The sequence below is a fragment of the Pantoea leporis genome, assembly GCF_028048155.1.
Classification (GTDB): Bacteria; Pseudomonadota; Gammaproteobacteria; order Enterobacterales; family Enterobacteriaceae; genus Pantoea; species Pantoea leporis.
On record NZ_JALMEU010000001.1, the window covers coordinates 1,262,793 to 1,281,978 of the forward strand.

The 19,186-nt window shown below is 54.4% G+C and carries 17 protein-coding genes; all 17 read left to right on the top strand.

The window, feature by feature from the left end:
* The first annotated feature begins 5 nt into the window (after positions 1 to 5).
* Complete coding sequence (locus tag MWH02_RS05995) at positions 6 to 1,133, top strand: phosphoribosyltransferase domain-containing protein (RefSeq protein ID WP_271460069.1); 1,128 nt, start codon at positions 6 to 8, stop codon at positions 1,131 to 1,133.
* Complete coding sequence (locus MWH02_RS06000) at positions 1,126 to 1,911, top strand: HAD family hydrolase (protein ID WP_271460070.1); 786 nt, start codon at positions 1,126 to 1,128, stop codon at positions 1,909 to 1,911. Before MWH02_RS05995 ends, MWH02_RS06000 begins: the two co-directional genes overlap by 8 nt.
* On the top strand, positions 1,901 to 2,980 hold the full coding sequence (locus tag MWH02_RS06005) for a cysteine protease StiP family protein (RefSeq protein WP_271460071.1): 1,080 nt from the start codon (positions 1,901 to 1,903) through the stop codon (positions 2,978 to 2,980). Before MWH02_RS06000 ends, MWH02_RS06005 begins: the two co-directional genes overlap by 11 nt.
* Entirely contained in the window at positions 2,980 to 3,924 is a 945-nt protein-coding gene (locus tag MWH02_RS06010) for an HpcH/HpaI aldolase/citrate lyase family protein (RefSeq protein ID WP_271460072.1), read from the top strand. Before MWH02_RS06005 ends, MWH02_RS06010 begins: the two co-directional genes overlap by 1 nt.
* Positions 3,925 to 4,099: 175 nt before the next feature.
* Entirely contained in the window at positions 4,100 to 4,582 is a 483-nt protein-coding gene (locus MWH02_RS06015) for a tellurium resistance protein TerW (RefSeq protein ID WP_101763283.1), read from the top strand.
* Between the two features lie 557 nt (positions 4,583 to 5,139).
* Entirely contained in the window at positions 5,140 to 5,796 is a 657-nt protein-coding gene (tssL, locus tag MWH02_RS06020) for a type VI secretion system protein TssL, short form (protein WP_271460073.1), read from the top strand.
* A 36-nt stretch (positions 5,797 to 5,832) separates the two neighbouring features.
* Entirely contained in the window at positions 5,833 to 8,217 is a 2,385-nt protein-coding gene (locus tag MWH02_RS06025) for a type VI secretion system Vgr family protein (protein ID WP_271460074.1), read from the top strand.
* A 2-nt stretch (positions 8,218 to 8,219) separates the two neighbouring features.
* Entirely contained in the window at positions 8,220 to 8,966 is a 747-nt protein-coding gene (gene tla1 / locus MWH02_RS06030; protein WP_101763286.1) for a toxin Tle1 chaperone Tla1, read from the top strand.
* Entirely contained in the window at positions 8,963 to 9,475 is a 513-nt protein-coding gene (gene tli1a, locus MWH02_RS06035) for a Tli1a family immunity protein (RefSeq protein ID WP_101763287.1), read from the top strand. Before tla1 ends, tli1a (MWH02_RS06035) begins: the two co-directional genes overlap by 4 nt.
* Positions 9,463 to 10,008 (top strand): Tli1a family immunity protein, encoded by a 546-nt coding sequence (tli1a, locus tag MWH02_RS06040; protein ID WP_101763288.1) that lies wholly within the window; start codon positions 9,463 to 9,465, stop codon positions 10,006 to 10,008. The genes tli1a (MWH02_RS06035) and tli1a (MWH02_RS06040) overlap by 13 nt, the downstream gene beginning before the upstream one ends.
* Positions 9,996 to 12,401, top strand: a complete 2,406-nt coding sequence (locus MWH02_RS06045) for a T6SS phospholipase effector Tle1-like catalytic domain-containing protein (RefSeq protein WP_101763289.1) — start codon at positions 9,996 to 9,998, stop codon at positions 12,399 to 12,401. The genes tli1a (MWH02_RS06040) and MWH02_RS06045 overlap by 13 nt, the downstream gene beginning before the upstream one ends.
* Positions 12,398 to 12,661, top strand: a complete 264-nt coding sequence (locus MWH02_RS06050; protein WP_101763290.1) for a PAAR domain-containing protein — start codon at positions 12,398 to 12,400, stop codon at positions 12,659 to 12,661. The genes MWH02_RS06045 and MWH02_RS06050 overlap by 4 nt, the downstream gene beginning before the upstream one ends.
* The gene (locus MWH02_RS06055) at positions 12,658 to 13,794 is read left to right on the top strand and encodes a KPHS_23130 family T6SS system protein (protein ID WP_101763291.1); all 1,137 of its coding nucleotides are present in this window, start codon (positions 12,658 to 12,660) and stop codon (positions 13,792 to 13,794) included. Before MWH02_RS06050 ends, MWH02_RS06055 begins: the two co-directional genes overlap by 4 nt.
* A complete protein-coding gene (locus tag MWH02_RS06060) occupies positions 13,775 to 17,110 on the top strand; it encodes an ImcF-related family protein (RefSeq protein ID WP_271460075.1) in 3,336 nt (1,111 codons plus the stop codon). Before MWH02_RS06055 ends, MWH02_RS06060 begins: the two co-directional genes overlap by 20 nt.
* Positions 17,107 to 17,628, top strand: a complete 522-nt coding sequence (gene tssJ, locus MWH02_RS06065) for a type VI secretion system lipoprotein TssJ (RefSeq protein ID WP_271460076.1) — start codon at positions 17,107 to 17,109, stop codon at positions 17,626 to 17,628. The genes MWH02_RS06060 and tssJ overlap by 4 nt, the downstream gene beginning before the upstream one ends.
* A gap of 29 nt (positions 17,629 to 17,657) precedes the next feature.
* On the top strand, positions 17,658 to 18,260 hold the full coding sequence (locus MWH02_RS06070) for a CDP-alcohol phosphatidyltransferase family protein (RefSeq protein ID WP_271460077.1): 603 nt from the start codon (positions 17,658 to 17,660) through the stop codon (positions 18,258 to 18,260).
* On the top strand, positions 18,253 to 19,182 hold the full coding sequence (locus tag MWH02_RS06075; protein WP_271460078.1) for a phosphatidate cytidylyltransferase: 930 nt from the start codon (positions 18,253 to 18,255) through the stop codon (positions 19,180 to 19,182). Before MWH02_RS06070 ends, MWH02_RS06075 begins: the two co-directional genes overlap by 8 nt.
* Positions 19,183 to 19,186 lie beyond the last annotated feature (4 nt).

The following is a 19,186-nucleotide window of genomic DNA, read 5'->3' on the forward strand; positions in this document are numbered from 1 at the left end:
AATCCATGACCACACTTTGGAGCAGGACGCTGTCATGCGGCACGCTGAGCGTCACACCTACCGGCGGCATCAGCTCCATCGACGATCTGTTCGAGATCGCCGAGCGCCGCAATCCCAAGCGCGCTTTTCTATTCGTCAGTAAAGTGCTTGGCCGCCACATTCCGGTCGCGCCGGAGAAAATGCGCGCCGTGTATCGCCAGCTGGCGGAGCAGTTCCCGCCGCTTTCTGACGGCCCGGTGCTGTTTATCGGCATGGCGGAAACCGCCGTTGGCCTCGGCGCAGGCGTGTTTGATGAAGTGCGCCAGCGTGTGAGCGAACCGGTGTATCTCACCTCAACGCGCCATCCGCAGCAGGCGGATTTGCTGTGCGAGTTTAAAGAAAATCACAGCCACGCCACCGATCATCTGATCTACCTGCCCGATGATGCGCAGCTGCGCCAGCGCGTGCTCAACGCGCGCACGCTGGTGATGATTGATGACGAAGCCACCACCGGCAACACCTTTATTAACCTGCTCGAAGCGCTGCGCAACGACGGCGGCTTAACGCTGATCGAGCAGGTTATCGCCGTCACGCTCACCGACTGGAGCGGCGATGCGTTACCCGCGCGCTGTCCGGTGCCGGTGCGTACCGTGTCGCTGGTGCAAGGCGACTGGCACTGGCAGCAGGATCCCGACGCCGCGCTGCCGCCGATGCCAGCGATGGTACTTAACGATGCCGCCACCGTGCCAATAACCGGCAAACAGCGCTGGGGCCGACTCGGCATGGCAGCGCCAGCGGGGGATCTGGGTTGCGCGATTCAGGCGCAGCCGGGAGAAAAAATCCTCGTGCTCGGCAGCAGCGAATTTGTCTGGGAACCTTTCTTGCTGGCTGAACGTCTGGCGGCACAAGGCGCAGAGGTGAAATACAGCTCCACCACGCGCTCGCCAATCGCTACCGGATTTGCCATCGAATCAGCTATCGCCTTCGGTGATAACTACGGTCTCGGCATCGCCAACTTCGTTTACAACGTGGCGCATCAGCAGTTTGACCGCATTTTGCTGTGCATCGAAACGCCGGTCGACAGCGTGGATCCGCTGTTAACCACGGCACTGACCAAGATTGCGCCACAGGTGGAGGTGATCAGCTATGAATAAACCGGTGATTTTTTCCGACCTTGACGACACGCTTTTTCAGACGCGCCGCAAAATGGTGGACGAGCTCGATCTTGAGCCGTTCCGTACTGGCGCGCTCGATCTCAGCCTGCAACCGCGCAGCTTTATGACGGAAGAGCAGTCGATGCTGGTTGACTGGATGATCGAGCAGGCCGATTTGATCCCGGTCACCGCCCGCGGCACCGAAGAGATTGCCCGCGTGCAGATCCCTTTCCGATCGTGGGCGGTGACCACGCACGGCGCGGTGATCCTCAATCCGCAAGGCGAGGAAGATGCCGAATGGCGCGCGCAGATGCTGGAAAAACTGACGCCGTACGGCCCGGCGCTGCTCTCGATGCAGCAGGCGATCACCGACCTGATGGCAGAGCGCGACATCAACGGCTGGGCGCGCATCAACTATGAATATGGCGTCACGCCGATCTATCTGGTGATGAAGCACCGCGACAGCACGCGCCTCGAAGAGCTTTACGCCATCGCCGATGAAATCGAGCAACGCTTCCCCACCGCCGGCTACTACATCCATCGCAACAGCAACAACGTCGCCTGGCTACCGAACGTGGTGGAAAAAGGTTTAGCCGTCAGCTACCTGCTGGAAAAACTGCGTGACGAGCGCGGCGTTTTCCCGGTGATTGGCCTTGGCGACAGCCTCAGCGATCACCGCTTTATGAAGCTGTGCAGCTGGTACGGCATTCCGCGTCAGAGCCAGTTTGCCGAACGCATCAACCAGGCAATATTCGGAGAACAAACAGATGGTGAATAACTTGCCTTTCTCTGGATCGTACCGAGCCGGCGACGTCGAATTTCTGCTTAAGCCGGTCGAGATCGACATGACGCCGGTGGAGCAAAAAGAGCAGCTGATCCAATCCGGTGCGCGTCACTATTCCGAGATGTTGAGCCAGGAACCGGAACCGACGCGCTGGCACCTTGAGCTGTTTTCCCGCGCGCTTGACGCAGGTGCCGGGCGCCTGGCGCAAGAAGTCACCATGCTGGCGCGGACGCTGGCACACCAGTTTGGCGACACGCCGATTGTGCTCGCCAGCCTGGTACGCGCGGGTGTGCCGCTCGGCGTGATGCTGCAACAGGCGCTGCGCGCGATGGGCCGCGAATCGTACCATTACGGCATCAGCATCATCCGCGATCGCGGGATTGATGAGGCTGCGCTGGAGATCATCGAAGCGCGCCACGGCACCGCAGGCATTGTGTTCGTCGATGGCTGGACCGGCAAAGGCGCCATCACCGGCGAGCTGATCCGCAGCCTCGAACATCGTCCCGGCTATCCGGCACAGCCGCGCTTGGTGGTGCTGGCCGATCCGTGCGGTCGGGCGTGGCTTTCGGCCAGCGATGATGACTGGCTGATCCCGTTTGGCATTATGGGCGCGCCGGTTTCAGGGTTGATCTCGCGATCATTGTGGTCTGAAGCGGGCTTGCACGGCTGCGTACAATGCGACCATCTGGCGCAATACGATTGCAGCCAGCAGCTGGTGAACACCGTGGCGGAATATGCGCGATCGCTGGATGTCAGCGCCCTGCCCGCGTGCCAGCAGGATCCACAACATCAGCAGCAGCTGGTGGCGCAAAGTGAAGCGGTGATCGCCATGCTGGCGGCGCGTTATCAGGTGAACAGCATCAACCGCATTAAGCCGGGCATCGCCGAAGCCACGCGCGCCGTGCTGCGTCGCGTGCCGGATCAGGTGCTGGTCCGTTCGGTGAACGATCCCGACGTGGCGCTGCTGGTCTATCTTGCCCAACAAAAAGGGCTGACCATCACAGAAGCGGGTGCCGATCTTGGGCAATACCGCGCCGTGACGATAATCAAAAAGGTGCTGTGATGAACGGCCGTCTCTCTCCATGGCGATTGGGCGCAACGCTGTATATGCCGGCGGTGCGCAGCGATATCGTCGATGCCATTCTGCACAATAAAATCAGTGGCCTGCGCTCGCTGGTGATCTGCCTGGAAGATGCGGTCAGTGATGCGGATTTGCCGCAGGCGCTGCACAATCTCCAGCAGATCCTGCTGGTGTTGAATGCCGAACAGCGTGCCAATGGCAACGCGCAGTGGCCGTTGGTGTTTATCCGTCCGCGCAACAGCGAGATGGGCGCGTGGCTGGTGGAAAACCTCAACCTCAGCGCGATAGACGGTTTTGTGCTGCCGAAATTCACCGCCGACTCCTTGCCGATGTGGTGGCAGATTCTCGAACCGAGCCATCTGTGCATGATGCCGACGCTGGAAACCGAAGAGGTGTTCGATGTGGTGGCGATGCGCGAGCTGGCCCTCACGCTGCAAAACCATGCCTGCCGCGAGCGCGTGATCGCCCTGCGCATCGGCGGTAACGATTTGATGAATGTGCTGTCGCTGCGCCGTTCGCGCCACTTCACGCTGTATGACAGCCCGATGGGTTACACCATCAAAATGCTGGTGGCGGTATTCGCGTCGCGCGATTTTGCGCTGACCGCGCCGGTGTGCGAGCACATCGACGATCAGCAGATTATGGATCAGGAACTGGCGCTGGATATCGCGCACGGTTTGGTGGGCAAAACCGCCATTCACCCGAGCCAAATCGGCAAGATTCAGGAGATGTTGATGGTTTCCGCCAGCGATCAGGCGGATGCCTTCCGCATCCTTAATTCAAGCCAGGCGGTATTCAAATCGCAGGGCGCGATGTGCGAACCGGCGACGCATCGCCGCTGGGCCGCCGCCATCCTGGCGCGCGCGCAGGAATATGGCATCGCACCCGATACCCGCTCAGACGGCGCCTTGATGCTGGTAACCTGACAACCCCCGCAGGGTGGGCATTCCTGCCCACCGCGTTACCACTGAATCACAAACCGGACGTAGGAATTTTCGGACCCTATTTACCTGATATTTAAATACCCTCTGATACTGTCGAAAACCATTTGCCAGGAGGGCGATACCGACCATTGACCACTAACGCAGGCCTCAATCGACCATGCAACTCAGTACCCGACAGACACGCGTATTCATGCTCGCCTCACTGCTCAGCAGCGGCAAACCGGTTGCATCCAGCCGTATTCTCGCCTCGCTAGACTGCTCCGAACCCACGCTGACGCGCGCGCTAAAAGAGCTGCGTGAATCCTGGTCTGCGGAGATCAAATACAGCCGCCTCACCCACTGCTACCAACTTACTGAACCCGGCAAACTCGATAAGAAAAGCCTGCGCCATATTAATGAAGCGCTTAAGCTCAATGCCGAACTACAACAGAGCGAAACCGTCAGCCGGGTATTTCTGGATAAAGAGAAAAAGAAAGCGGTGTCACTGTCGTTGCGTATGTCGGTTTTAAGGAAAATCGACCAGGTTGTGCGATTGAGTGAAACGACAAGGAGTGATGCGGTGGAGATGCTGGTTGAGAGCGGGTTGGATGAGTTGATTGAAAAGTTAATGCTTAAAAAGAACGAGTTAAAACGGCAGTAATATTTCAGCAGTAGTTTAACGACGTTGAGTGGTGGGGTGTATTGCCAACGCACTTTAGCGATACCAATTCTACATCAGCCCCTTAAATTTTTGCTGGACCTTATCGACATTGCCAATGTCCCCTAACCTGCCAAAACTGTTAACGTAATCACGTTTTATCGATCGTTATTTTCATCATTAACATTCACATCATCACACCGCATGATTACTCACGCAGAACAGACTTCCCCTTTATTGAATTATCAAAAATCTTTCAAAATCAGAATGTAAAATAAAAAACCGCAGTAACTGAATCGCGTTAGGATTACTAGTAATGTCGAGGGTAAATCCTTGCTGAAAATTGGAATCCTGCTTTACAAACTCAAATTGTTAGTTTGATCAACTATCACTCCTTGTAATATCCTCAGGGCCGTTGGTAGGTGGAGATCGCCCTTTCAGGGCAGCGAGTCCACCTTTGCTCGGCTAAGTCAGCAGCGTGAGCAACAGCCATTTCTCGATTGAAATCGGTAATTGGATTAATGGATTAACAATGTTCAGGCGTTACCAGGAAGGTGCCCATGACGTTTTCACAACACAACATCACAGCGAATACTCTCGATGCGCTGATGCAGGATACCTGGCTATTGGCGCTCGCGATCCGTAATGGGCAATCCATCATGGTTGATGATGCACTCTACCAGCGCTGCTTCAATACGATTCAACAGGTTCAGCATCACCTCACGACAGCGGGAGCATCCGCTTCTCTCTGCGAAGAAATCAAATTTGCGCACTGCGTGTTTCTCGACGAACTGATCATGACCATTCCGCAAGCTGATATCTCTGCCTGGTGGAAACGCACACCTTTGCAGGGGCACTTTCTCGGGCACCTCATTGGTGGTGAGCAATTCTTTGACCGCGTCAAAAATCTGCTTCGTGAACCTGCAACAGCTCAAGCCGCCATTAGCTGCTACTACAGAATGTTGCATTTGGGTTATGCCGGAAAATACCGAACGGAAGACGATGAGGAGCGCCAGTTGCTGATGCAGCAGCTAAAAGCGCTATTGCCGAAGCAGATTGGATCTGCCGACTCAGCAATAATTATCCAGCGCTCGAAACATAAAACATCTTTCTGGCAACGTTCTCCGTGGCTTATTCGCAGCAGTGTGCTGGTTGCCATTATTGTCGCCACTTTCATCATGAATGGTCATCTGCAATATCTGTTAGTCAAAGGGTAGGCTTCAGGCAAACAAATTTCAGGAAGGAATCTGTAAATGGGCAAGAAGGATTTTGTGATTACGGCTGGCAAGACGCCAATATACAGCCACTATCAACTGAGCATCCAGACGCTGAAAAATCAGCGTCCCGATATTCTTTTGTCGGTGCTGCGTTTTAGCGGTGAAGAGGCATTAAATTCGCCGTGGAAGTACAGTATTGAACTCACCAGCGCTACACGCGATATTCCCGCCGATATTCTGATTAACAGCACGGCCCAGCTATTGTTTTATCCTGACGGCCAACCCTGGCAGTCAGTGGAACCCCGCATTTTGCGCGGTGTAGTTACCGCTTTCCAGCAGTGCGAATCCTCTGCTGACCAAACACGTTATGTGGTCACGCTGGAATCGCGCCTTGCGCTGCTAAAAAACAGCCTGACCTATGCCGTTTACCAGCATAAAAGTGTACCGGGTGCGGTAGAGGATATCCTTAAACGCTGGGAATACTCCTCGCTGGATTATCACTTTCGCCTGAATACTCAATATCCGATTCGCGATTTCTATATCTCATATGCGGAGAGCGATCTCGCCTTTATAGAGCGTCATCTGTCGCGCATTGGTGTCTTTTATTACTTCACCTGGGATGAAGAAAACCACCGTGATGTGCTGGTTCTCGGTGACAGCGCGCAGGCCTATGGTGCTGAGCAAAGCATCGTCTTTCGCCATCCGTCAGGGTTATTTGATGGCGGCCTGGAATCTCTCTGGGATATTTCCGTTAATCGCCAATCCGTTGCCGCCAGCACACGACTCAATGATGAGTATTACCGCAACGCGCAAAATGACATGCAGGCGCAAGCGGAAACCGATCCTGATAAGCCTGCGCTTACGGGAGAGCTGTATCGCTATGGTGAAAACTATCAGTTGCTCGGCAAGGAGTACCAGGCTCTACCGGAACAGGGACAGTGGTTTGTCAGACGTCGCCAGGAACGCCTGATCACCGAGCAGGTCACTTTCGACGGTATGAGCAACGGCATGGATATCCGTCCGGGCATGGTGATCTCGCCACAAGGTAAAGAGTGGCCAGATGCGCCGGATGGCCTGCTGGTAGTGTCTACCTCATCAACCCGTATTTCGCGCGATACCGCCTATGTTATCCGCTTTACCGCTGTGCCCGTTCGGCCGCAAAGCACTTATCGCCCACCGTTGAAAAGCTGGCCGCACATCGCAGGCACGCTGCTGGCTCGCGTTACCAGCCCGGTAGAAAATGCGCAATATGCAGAACTTGATGAACATGGCCGCTATCGGGTGCGTTTTCAGTTCGATCTAAACGAATCCTGGCAGTCTGGTTTTGAAAGTGTACCGGTGCGGCTGGCGAAGCCCTATGCAGGCAATGTCTACGGCTGGCATTTTCCACTGATAGCTGGAACGCAGGTGATGATTGCCTTCACCAACGGCGATCCTGACAGACCTTACATTCTCTGCGCGGTGCATGATTCTCGCCATGAAGATCATGTCAATCTCTATAACTATCAACGCAATGTGCTGAGGACGCCGGCGAACAACAAACTCCGCTTTGAGGATCGCCGTGGATATGAACATGTCAAACTGTCGACGGAATTTGGCGGTAAGAGCCAACTTTCACTCGGACATATCGTCGACAGTTCACGTAGCAAGCGCGGCGAAGGGTTTGAGCTGCGTACAGACAGCACCGGTACGCTGCGAGCCGGCAAGGGCCTTTTCCTGACGGCTGATAAGCAGGCCACGGCAACCGGGCCGGTGCTGGAAATGACACCGGCAATAAGCCTGGTCAAAGGTGCGATCAGCCAGATGAGCGGCTGGCAGTCGATCACTCAGTCGCACCATAATCTCCAGCCTGATGTCACGCATCTCAGGGCTTATCTGGCCGCCGTCGACCAGCTCAAATCGCCTGCCATGTTGCTGAGTGCGCCAGAAGGCATTGGCGTTGTCAGCCCCAAAAGCATTCTGCTCAACTCAGGCAGCACTCTGCATCTGCAAAGCCAGATGGAAACCAGCATTGCCAGTGGCAAACGCATTCAGGTCAACGCCAGCCAGGCGATTTCCCTGCTGTCGCAGCAGGAAGGGATTCGCATGGTGTCGGGCCAGGGTCCGCTGACGGTGGAATCGCACGGCGATACCCTCGGACTGACGGCGATGAAAGATATCAGCGTGCAGACCGTTCATGGTGAACTGCGCCTGACCGCGAAAAACGGCATTGTGCTGGGATGTGGCGGCGCAACCATCAGGATTACGCCGCAGGGTGATATCCAAATTCATTCGCCGGGTAAAACCAGCATCCGTGGCGTTCATGTCTGGAATTCTCCTGCCAGCGAAGAAACAACGCTGCCTGATCTGCCTAAATCCGTGTGCAAAGAGTGCCTGAAAAAAGCACAGGAAGCCGCGCTGGCTTTCGCGCCAAGGGGATAGCGATGACGGACATGAATAATGGATGGTTGAAACAGGCTAACGCGCTTTGCACTGCTGCCGGACAGGATTATCTCGATGTGCTGGTTGATCAGGCTGGCACAGCACAGCCGCTGCAACAGGCGCTGAACCAGATTAACCCGCCGTTACGCTGGTTCGAGCTGTTTGCGAACACGCCTGAAGCGGCAACGCCAGAGTATTCACCGCTGGTGATGCGATTGCATTTTAGCATCAGCAGCCACCAGCGCTGGCTTGAACAGCTGGTGGAACACTTCTCCACGACACCGCGATTGACGTTGCTGATATCGCCACTGGCATTCGACCTGCTGAGTAGCCATTTGCAGGCACTGTCACAGGTTCACTGGGAAGAGCAAACCGGTTTACTGCGCTATTACGACAATCGCGTATTTCCCTCGCTACTTGAGCACGTCCTGACGCCAGAGCAGCAGGCGGCTTTCACCGATATTGCGCTGTTCTGGGGCTGGCGAGATCGTGATGACGAGGTGGTGTGGAAAATAGGTACCTGGAACCCGGGTCGACAACTTGCTGATGCCCCGGAAATGAGCCGAATTAGCGATGCGCAGGTTGAACTGATGGGATGTATTAGTGATGCCGAGGCGCTGATGTTGAAAACCAGCGAACCATGTTTCTCAAAAGAAGCGAAATATGCACGATGCCTGCAGATAGCAATGCTGGCAAGTCAGGCTGGGTATCTGGGTGATCTATTAGCATTCACGGAGCATCGACAATGAGTCATACAACCAAGCTGTTAAAAACATTTTTTTTCAGCTGCGTGGTTATTTTAGCTGGCTGTGATCAATCGGGAGCCAGTGGGTCCAGCGCCGGAAATATCAGAGGATACAATCATGTCGCCAGCCAACACGTTAATTGGTTCACCGTTGATGGCTATCGCGCAACATTATCTGGCAATACCTGTTGTGTGATGATCCCCGATAAATGGCGGCCAGGATTAACGGTTCATATTGAGTGGGAAATCGATCCCAATCCTCGTGAAAAAATCCCCATGAGAAAAGAGGGAGCCGGATATGACCAAAAGGCATACGCTCAGCATAAAGCGAAATATATTAAGTACAGCGCTGATGTGCCTATTCCTGAATATGAGAACAGTGCAGGAATGAGTGTGCATTTTCTGCCCTGCCAGAAGGTGAAAGTTTACGCCGGTATCGCCAGCTATGGTGCGGATACTTACCCAATTAAAGAACCAACGAATATGGAGGAGCCAGCAACATGTCCCAAATAAAATTATTACACGTTGCGTTGCGTTGGCTCCGTCTTCATACACAGTTCGCGGCGCTCAGCAGCCTACTTATCCTGGCTGGATGCGATCAATCAGGAGCTAATGAATATAGCGGTGGGAACTTAGGGGCAATTAACCATGTTGCCGGACAAAGTATTAATTGGTTCTCCGTTGATGGTTATCGCGTGCCTGGCACTGGTGGAGGATATTGTTGTGTCATGATCCCAGATAAATGGCGGCCAGGATTAGTGGTTCATATTGAGTGGGAAATTGATCCTAATCCTCATGAAAAAATTCCCATGAGAAAAGAGGGGGCCGGATATGACCAAAATGCTTACGCTCTGCATAAAGCGAAATATCGTCAGTACAGCGCTGATGTGCCTATTCCTGAATATGATGAAAGTGCAGGCATCACCGTGCATTTTCTACCCTGCCAGCAGGTGAAGGTTTACGCCGGTATAGCTAGCTACGGTGCGGATACTTACCCGATTAAAGAACCAACGGATATGAAGGAGCCAGCAACATGTCCCAAATAAAAACCAGAGCAAATGTCTGGGCTCCACCGTATTTTCCGGAAAACGGACGTCTTTCGGTTACCCATAAAGCGGTCGTCGAAAACTACTTGCAGCAAAAGCGAGAGGAAGAGCTGCATCTGCAACAATTTAATGCGCAAACTGAGCGACGTAACGGCGCGGGTTTTACTTGCTCGCAAAGCCTCCATGTCAGTTTCTTTTTTGATGGAACGGGTAATAACGAAGATAACGACACCAATCATTCCAGTCCAACGCATCCAACAAATATTGCAAAGTTGTTTCATGCAACCTATCCAGCCACTGCTGAAGATGATGGTTATTTCTCCTATTACATGCCCGGTGTTGGGACTGTTTTCCCAGAGATTGGTGAAATGAACTACAGCAGCGCTGGTCTTGCCTATGCCACTGGGGGTGAAGCAAGAATAAACTGGGCTTTACTAATGTTGGCTGATGCAGTTATGTGCGCTATTACAAAAGGACAGAAACGAATTTTCGCTTCTGAAGCAGGAAGCAAAATCTCACGAATGGCAGCCGACTGGCCGTTTGATAACCCTGAAAGCCGTAAAGCTGCATTCTATTCATTTTTGAATACAGAAATGAAGGCGAAGGTTGCTACCGCCAAACCTCAGTTGCTTAAGATAAAACTGTTTATCTATGGTTTTTCTCGTGGTGCGGCAGAGGCACGTACTTTCGTGAACTGGCTAACAGGTCTATTTGAAATCCCAAAAGGTGCAAATAAACCGGAACAATCAATACTCGGCATCCCTTTGAGCATTGAGTTCTTAGGTCTGCTGGATACTGTGCCATCCGTGGGGATTGCCCATATTGCACCTCTGGTCGATGGGCATATGGGATGGGCCAACAATACGCAGTTGCTGCCTAATGAAAAACGCTTTCCTCATTTAATTAAATGCTGTCGCCATTTTGTTGCGGCCCATGAGCAGCGCCTGTGCTTTCCGCTCGACTCGGTATGCCGCCCAGGCGGTGGCTATCCGCCAGCCACTCAGGAGGTCATCTACCCCGGTATGCATTCGGATATCGGCGGCGGCTATCCGCCGGGCGACCAGGGAAAAGGGCTGGTGGGCGGACAGAGTGATGACCCCAACTACCCGGGAAATCTGTTGTCGCAGATTATTCTGCATGATCTCTATGCTGCTGCATTTGCAGCAGGTGCACCTCTGACGGTGATGGAAAACTCAATACCTGACGAATTACGTTTAATGAAACCGTCAAGGGTAATGCCCTCTTCCACCTTCCAGGAATTCGATATAAATAAATCCCTGGTCAAGCGCTTCAATGCATGGCGACAAACCATCCTGTCTGAAAAAGATCAGACCAGCCTCGACCAGCAATGCACTATTGATGATGGTTATATCCCACATCTTCTTTCGCAATCACTGGACGACGCCGTTGCCGATCAAATCGGGCTGATCACCGCATGGCGTATTGGTCGCTATGCTAACGGCAGCTATGCCAGCCAACCTTTTTATCTCAATGCTAAACAGCATTCGAAAGAAATGCTGGAACAGACTAAAAAGGCGCGAGAGGAAAAGGCGCAAAAGATTGAATACTTACGCAAAGCGGCAAAATTGAACCCTGCGCTTAAAGACGCTGGAAAGATGCTAAATCAGGCGGGCCCGCCTGATTTTGAACCACTGATAGATAAACAACAACTTCAGGAAGCCGCAGATGAATTTAAAAATGACTACCTGAATAAGATAAGGCCGCAAAGCTGGAGTGAATTTGTTCTTAACCAAATCCCCAAAGGCATTGTATGGCTGATTAACACTGATGATGAGATTACGCAGCAGCGGAATATAAAGCAGGATGGTGAAAGGCTTTATCCGCGTCTTTTCTCCTCAAAACAGGGCACTGTAACACCCGATCCAACGATGGCGCTGGTGGTCGCGCTGTTTGACGATCAGATTCACGATTCGCGCGCCTGGTTTATGCACTCTGCGCTGGGCACACGTGAACCCTGGGGCGGCTATTTTTTCTATCGCTCGATCTATTACGGCAGCCAAAGCAATAAAGATCAGTATTTGTTTTCAATTCACCAACAGTTGATAGGCGTTCCTGTTACTCACGATGGAACATCCTATCGCGTTAAAAATAATGCGCTCTACTATCCATCCAGCAGCATAAGCAACGCTGAAATGCAGAATATCTTCCCGGGCACGAAGGTAGATAAGCCCGTTCCATTCTGGACGGTTATTGACAATGCAACTGGCAAAGCTATTCCACTTCAGGACGGTACAGCACAGTTACTGAATCCCACTCGCGAGCCGGGCACATTAGTCGCCCATGCAAGCCAGCAAATGCTCACATCACAGCACCAGGCCATGATGACCTCTGCCGTCGATATGCTGAAATCCTCGGGAGCGCGAGTGGTATGACACTTAAAAAACTGGTGCGCGTTGGCGATAAGCTCAAACCTTATGGTGGTGAAGTGCTCAGCGGCAGTTTTAACGCGTTTGGCAAGCCGGTGGCCTGCGTCAATGACAAAGCGAAATGCAACGAGCACGGCATGACCGCCATTATTCAGGGAGCAACCAACAGCACCGTAAACGGTAAAGCGGTGGCGCTCGATGGGCATAAATGCGCCTGTGGTTGCACGCTGGTCAGCTCCCTGCCCGATATGGATGTCTGCGGATGAATCAACCGCCGGTTTATGCCGATTACGCCACCATTTACCCGCCCCGCTGGCGGCGCTGGTGGGTGGCGTTGCCCGTGCTGCTGTTTATATCTGCGATGACCACCATTCTGCTGTGGCCGGAGGGAAAGCCGACCCGTTCGCCGCTTTTCTGGTTCTGCGCGCTGGTCTTGCCGCTGCTGTGCTGGTTGCTGGCGGTGACGCTGCGCTGGCTGGTATGGCTGCAATCTAGCGATAACAGCCGCACGCACTATGCAGAAACCTCGCTGGCACTGGATGCCTGGTGGCGAAAGCGCAGCCAGGCTTTGCCGATTGAAGCCGTTTTATTGGTGACGCCAGCTGGAGACGACGCGTCGGAACATCTGGCGCTGTTGTCGCAACCAGTTGACGCTCCACAACCGGGCATCAACGCAGAAGGTTACGCTCAGTTGCTTTGCCCACTGGTGCTTAACAGCGCCCGCAGTCGTCCTGTCATGCTGGCGGTTTATCTCGCCAATCGCCTGATGGCGCATGTGCGTCAGTTAGGTGATACACGCTCAATAACGCATCTCTGTTGGCTGGGTGATGACCCAAGTCTGCTCGCCTTTCGCGAAACGCTACTGGCAGCGGGCATGACGTTGCCAGAGGAAACCCTTCGACTCAGTGCAATTGATGGCGCAGATAGCGTTATCGATCTCTTCGCCACTACTGCTCCGGTTTTGCTGCTGTGTGCCGGAAGCGGCGAAGGATTGGCTGATTGCACCCCGGTTGCCGGGGAAGCCGCCTTTGCCTGGCTCTGCTCGGCGCAGGGGACTGCGCTGATGCATCGCTCGGAGTGCTGGCAACCGGCGTTGGGTGAAACGGCCACTCTGGCCGTTTCACAGCTTTCCCGTTATGCCGGATTAAGTGATATGCCGGATACGGTGATCGCAGCAGATGCCCCCGCCATGGAAGCATTGCTGGAGGGCGGCTGGTCCGCGCTGGATCACGTACTTGCCCCATGGCTCGGCCATGCCGGGCAAATCACACCGTTTACTTTACGGTCGCTGGCGCTGCTCTCGGCGTTCAACGGCCAGTCCTGCGGCTGGATCGCCGCAGAAATGGAATCTCAATACATTACAGGAGTTTGTATTCCCCGTGGAAACCTCCCGCACTAATTCCCGGCACTCGCTGTTCTGGCTGGTTTGTGGCTATTTGCTAGCCGTAACCCTGCTGGTGCTGACTGGCGCAGAGCTCTATTACTTCGCAGGCAGCAGCGTTGATCTGCCGGAGGCTCTGCCGCGCCAGATTGCTTTCTGGTCATTGATGGTCTGGCTGGCGCTGGTGTGGTTCTGTCCACTGTTTATTCTCGCCTGGCGCGGACTGGTACGACTCAACGCGCGTGAAGCAACAGGCGCAACTGATTCGCAGAAACAGCGCCCTGCAGAATATCAGTGGGTGCATGAGATCATTACCCAGATGCGCTACCAGTATCGGTGGCGCTGGCGCAGCCGGGTACGCATTCTACTGGTGGTCGGGGATGAGCATCTGGTTGAACGGAGTATTCCCGGCCTGACAACTCAACACTGGCTTGAGGGGCATCATATCTTGCTGCTCTGGCACGGCAGTCCACAGGAAGATCCGCTACCCGCGCAGCTGCGGGCGTTACGCAAAATTCGCCGCCAGCTGGCCGATGCGGTGGTGTGGGTAGTGAACGCAGAAGCGGAAATGAACCAGGATGTGCTGGATAGCACGGCTCGCCAGATGCAGAAGCGCTACAACCTGTTGGGCCAGGATATCCCGCTGTGGCTGTGGGAGATTCACGCCCCCTCTCTGCATAACGCCCCCGCGCAGGGGATCGGATTTACCATTGCGCAAGGTGATAGTGCGGACGATTACCGTCAGTCACTGGATGATCTTCAGCACCAGTTGGTTGAGCGCGGCATGCAGCAAATTGAGCGTAATCGCCAGCACAGTTTTTTACTGGAACTGGCGCACGTGCTGCGCAGCGGTGGCGCGGATCGCCTGACACGAACTTTGTCGCAGCTCTCCACAGGCGCAAGAGCGCTGCCGCTAGCGGGAGTCGTGCTCAGCCAGCCGGAGATTACCGGAAGCGCTTCATTGCGAAATGCCTGGCAGCCGGGAAAAGCCTGGCGGGATTTACTGGCGCTTCACTGGCGCAGGCCGCTAACTAACGGTGCCTCATGGCGGAAAACGGTGCTGACGCTCTGCTCCTGCCTGCTGGTGATGTGGATGGCCTGCCTGATGTTTTCCTGGATTGCCAATATGCGTCTGATACAGGCAGATCAGCTGCTTGCCGCCGCTGCAACAGATTCCCGTCAGCCGCTGCAGCAGCAGCTTTCAGCCTTGCGCGAGTTGCAGAGAGAGATCGAGCGTCTGCAACATCGTCAGCAATATGCTGCGCCCTGGTATCTGCGTTTTGGCCTCAGCCAGAATGACGCACTGTTGGATTCGCTGTGGCAGCAATGGCAGCAGGCGGCCATGCCGCTGCTGCGTGATGCCTCCGTCAAGCGCCTGACTACGCTGATGAGCGGCTGGCGTAACCTGCCGCCCGATAGCCCGCTGCGGGCCGATGAGGCCAAAAGCATGTATGACCTGCTGAAAGCGTACCTGATGCTGGCACATCCCGAACAATCCGATCCGGCGTTTTTCAGCGCCACGGTAATGAAGGTCTGGCAACGGCGTGATGGCATTCCGGACGCAAGCTGGCGCAACAATGGCGGCGCTATGCTGGCCTTTATGATGACGAATCTGCCTGCGCACCCAGAGTGGCAGTTACAACCGGATATGCGACTGGTCAGCAGTATGCGCTCAGCGCTGCTGCGTCAGATTGGTGCCAGCAATGCGGAGACCTCACGCTATCAGCAGCTCATTGAGCAGGTGTCCCGTGATTATGCTGATATGACGCTCAGTGAGATGGTCAGCGGCACCGACAGCAGCAGGTTGTTCAATACCGATGAAACCGTGCCCGGCGTCTTTACCCGTAAAGCGTGGGAAGAGGCAGTAGAGCCTGCGATTGAGCAAGCGGCGAAAGTGCGTCGCGATGAAATTGACTGGGTGCTGAGCGATAACAAAACGGCCAGCAATATTGATGTCTCTGCGGATACGTTGCAAGCGCGGCTGACAGATCGCTATTTCTCCGATTACGCCGGAGCCTGGCTGAAATTCCTCAATAGCCTGCAATGGCAGCGGGCGGAGAGCCTGTCAGAATCGATTGAACAGTTAACCCTGCTGGCCGACATACGCCAGTCACCTCTGATTGCACTGATGAACACGCTGAATGTGCAAGGCCGGACGGGGCAAACTGGCGGTAATCTTACCGATTCGCTGGTGAGCTCGGCAAAGAATCTGCTCAGCAGTGACAAAACCCAGGCCATCGCCAGACCACAAGGTGCACGTGGCCCAATGGATGACGCCTTTGGACCCTTGCTGGCGCTAACCGATACCGGCGCAGCGGCTAAAGATAGCCTCAGCCTGCCAATCTTCCTGACTCGTATTACCCGTGTTCGTCTGCGGCTGCAGCAGGTCACCAACGCGCCGGATCCGCAGGCCATGATGCAGTCGTTAGCATTGACGGTGTTTCAGGGCAAAGCCGTTGATCTGACTGACACCCGCGATTACGGCAGTCTGATTGCTGCCAGCCTCGGACAGGAGTGGAGCGGGTTTGGTCAGGCGATATTTGTCGAGCCGATGGTGCAGGCGTGGGAGCAAGTGCTTAGCCCCACTGCTGAAAGCATTAACAGCCAGTGGCAGAACGATATTGTAACGCCGTGGGATCAATCGTTTGCCGACCGCTATCCGTTTGCTAACCGACAAAGCGACGTCTCTTTACCGCATTTGGCGCAGTTTATGCGTACCGACACCGGACGTATCGCGCAGTTCGTTAACAGTCGCCTCGCTGGCCTGTTGCGGCTCGAAGGCGATCGCTGGGTGCCGGATGCCATGAACAGCCAGGGACTGACGTTTGATCCTGCTTTTCTGAATGCGCTGAATAAACTGACGCACATCGCGAACACCGCATTTGTCCGGGGAGATGTGGAACTGCATTTTCAGATGATGGCAAAACCTTCCCGCGACGTGGTGGAATCAGAGCTGACGGTGGATCGCCAGAAGCTGCAATATTTTAACCAGGAAGAGAGTTGGCAAACGCTGAACTGGCCTGACAACCGCTGGCAACCGCAAACCACGCTAACCTGGCGCAGCACCCATACCGGAACCCGCATTTATGCCGATCACCCTGGAAGCTGGGGCCTGATCCGCCTGCTGGATAAAGCCCGCATCACCAATCTGGGGAACAACATCTATCGTGTTGCCTGGCCGACGCCAGACGGGCTGACACTCAACTATCAGATACGTACGGAGCTCGGCAGTGGCCCGCTGGCGCTACTCGAATTGCGCGGCTTCCGCATGCCTGCGCGGATATTTATTTCCGCTACGCAAAATGAAGATGCGTATCAGGGAGGTGAACAATGAAAGTTCGCTTCGCTCATGTGTTGCTGATTTTGCTGTCGCCAACGTTGCTGAGCAGTTGTGGAGCGTGGCAAAAAACCAAACAGGGAACAGCAAGCATTGCCGATGCCGTGTTTTATCGTCAGGTCAATATCCTGCACCTGACCTTCACTGCGCGTACGGCGATCAATCAAGACGACGCCCAGCAGTCGATGCCTTTACGCCTGAATATTTTACAGCTCAGCACGCGTCAACGTTTCGATAACGCTGAATACAGCAGCCTGCTGACACAGCCAGATTGGGTGCTGAAAGAGAGCCTGGTGGCGCAGCGGCAGCTCAGCGTCATGCCGGGACAAAGCGTCAGCCTGGATATGCCAATGGAGAAGCAGGCGCAGTTTGTCGCAGTCGTGGGCTTGTTCCGCCAACCGGACCGGGAGCGCGGTACATGGAAACGGGTGCTGAGCCGTGAGGAGCTTGATGCGGATTCACCACGCACGATTGAAGTAAGGGATAACACCCTGAATTTGGAATTATTGAAGTAACTATTCAATTTAACGGCAGGAGCCACAAAGTGACGCTATACGATATAAAACCGAAGTTTCAGCATTTATTAAGACCGCTGGTCGTCAGGTTACATGCGCAGGGTATCACCGCGAACCAGGTAACCTTGTTTGCCATGCTCACCTCTGTAGTACTGGGCGCATTGTTGATGCGTTTCCCCGATCCACGCTTTTTTATCACCCTGCCCGTTTTCCTGTTTTTCCGCATGGCGCTAAACGCCATTGATGGCATGTTAGCCAGGGAATTCCATCAGCAATCCACCCTCGGGGCAATCCTCAACGAGGTGGGTGACATTATCTCCGACGCGGCACTCTACCTCGCTTTTGCCTTTGTTACTGGCATCTCTGGCTGGTGGGTTGTGCTGGTGGTGCTGCTTGCCTGGCTGAGCGAATTTTGCGGTGTGATGTGCCAGACGCTGAACGGCATCCGAAGCTACCGTGGCCCGTTAGGCAAAAGTGACCGCGCATTTATCTTTGGTGCTCTCGGCCTGGTGATTGCGCTGTGGCCGCAGTCTATCGGCTACGCTAACGCAGTGTTTGCCATCGCCGCCCTGTTCCTGTGCTTGACCAGCCTGAATCGCTGCCGCAATGCGATGGAGGCGAAAAATGGCTGACTCCAGACACCTGCTTTATTACTGCCTGGGCGGTATCTTCGTCGTTCTCATGCTGGCGACGCTGATTATTTTTGTGCTGAGAAAGTGCCGCCCGCAGCGCAACTGGGTGGAATTGCAGCAGCGCGTTAATAGCTGGTGGGTAATTATTTGCCTGTTCTCGTTAGCAATGCTGTCACCGAAGTGGCTGGCGCTGACCTTTTTCGGCTTCATCAGCTTCCTGGCGTTAAAAGAGTATCTGACGCTAGCACCCACACGGCGTTCTGACAGTATGCCGCTGCTGTGGATGTATGCCGCTATCCCGGTGCAATATCTCTGGACCGGCATGGCCTGGTACGGCATGTTCATCATTTTTATCCCGGTTTACGTCTTCCTTTTCCTGCCCGCTCGCATGGTGATTGCCGGTGATACCAAAGGTTTTCTGCACTCTGCGTCGGTGATGCACTGGGGCATGATGACCACCGTGTTCGCTCTGAGCCACGTTGCCTACCTGATGACCTTACCCGGTACGGATGCCAGCGCCGGTGCGCTGCTGGTGTTCTTCCTCGTTGCGCTGACTGAGCTGAATGATATTGCCCAGTATCTGTGGGGAAAATCGCTGGGCAGGATTCGAGTAACGCCCAAAGTCAGCCCGAATAAGACGCTGGCCGGTTTGCTGGGTGGCATCCTTACCACCATGTTGCTGGCTGTGATTCTTGGCCCACTGCTGACACCGATGAGTTATCTCCACTCGCTAGGTGCTGGGCTAATTATTGGTGCAAGCGGTTTTTGCGGCGATGTTGTGATGTCGGCGATCAAGCGCGATTTTGGTGTGAAGGATTCCGGCAAATTGCTGCCCGGACACGGTGGCATTTTGGATCGACTCGATTCACTGATCTACACCGCGCCGCTGTTCTTCCACTTCTATTACTACTTCTACGTGTAGGAGG

Coding starts and splice junctions, on each gene's coding strand:
- MWH02_RS05995 (WP_271460069.1), top strand. CDS start 6: ATGACCACACTTTGGAGCAGGACGCTGTCATGCGGCACGCTGAGCGTC.
- MWH02_RS06000 (WP_271460070.1), top strand. CDS start 1,126: ATGAATAAACCGGTGATTTTTTCCGACCTTGACGACACGCTTTTTCAG.
- MWH02_RS06005 (WP_271460071.1), top strand. CDS start 1,901: ATGGTGAATAACTTGCCTTTCTCTGGATCGTACCGAGCCGGCGACGTC.
- MWH02_RS06010 (WP_271460072.1), top strand. CDS start 2,980: ATGAACGGCCGTCTCTCTCCATGGCGATTGGGCGCAACGCTGTATATG.
- MWH02_RS06015 (WP_101763283.1), top strand. CDS start 4,100: ATGCAACTCAGTACCCGACAGACACGCGTATTCATGCTCGCCTCACTG.
- tssL (WP_271460073.1), top strand. CDS start 5,140: ATGACGTTTTCACAACACAACATCACAGCGAATACTCTCGATGCGCTG.
- MWH02_RS06025 (WP_271460074.1), top strand. CDS start 5,833: ATGGGCAAGAAGGATTTTGTGATTACGGCTGGCAAGACGCCAATATAC.
- tla1 (WP_101763286.1), top strand. CDS start 8,220: ATGACGGACATGAATAATGGATGGTTGAAACAGGCTAACGCGCTTTGC.
- tli1a (WP_101763287.1), top strand. CDS start 8,963: ATGAGTCATACAACCAAGCTGTTAAAAACATTTTTTTTCAGCTGCGTG.
- tli1a (WP_101763288.1), top strand. CDS start 9,463: ATGTCCCAAATAAAATTATTACACGTTGCGTTGCGTTGGCTCCGTCTT.
- MWH02_RS06045 (WP_101763289.1), top strand. CDS start 9,996: ATGTCCCAAATAAAAACCAGAGCAAATGTCTGGGCTCCACCGTATTTT.
- MWH02_RS06050 (WP_101763290.1), top strand. CDS start 12,398: ATGACACTTAAAAAACTGGTGCGCGTTGGCGATAAGCTCAAACCTTAT.
- MWH02_RS06055 (WP_101763291.1), top strand. CDS start 12,658: ATGAATCAACCGCCGGTTTATGCCGATTACGCCACCATTTACCCGCCC.
- tssJ (WP_271460076.1), top strand. CDS start 17,107: ATGAAAGTTCGCTTCGCTCATGTGTTGCTGATTTTGCTGTCGCCAACG.
- MWH02_RS06075 (WP_271460078.1), top strand. CDS start 18,253: ATGGCTGACTCCAGACACCTGCTTTATTACTGCCTGGGCGGTATCTTC.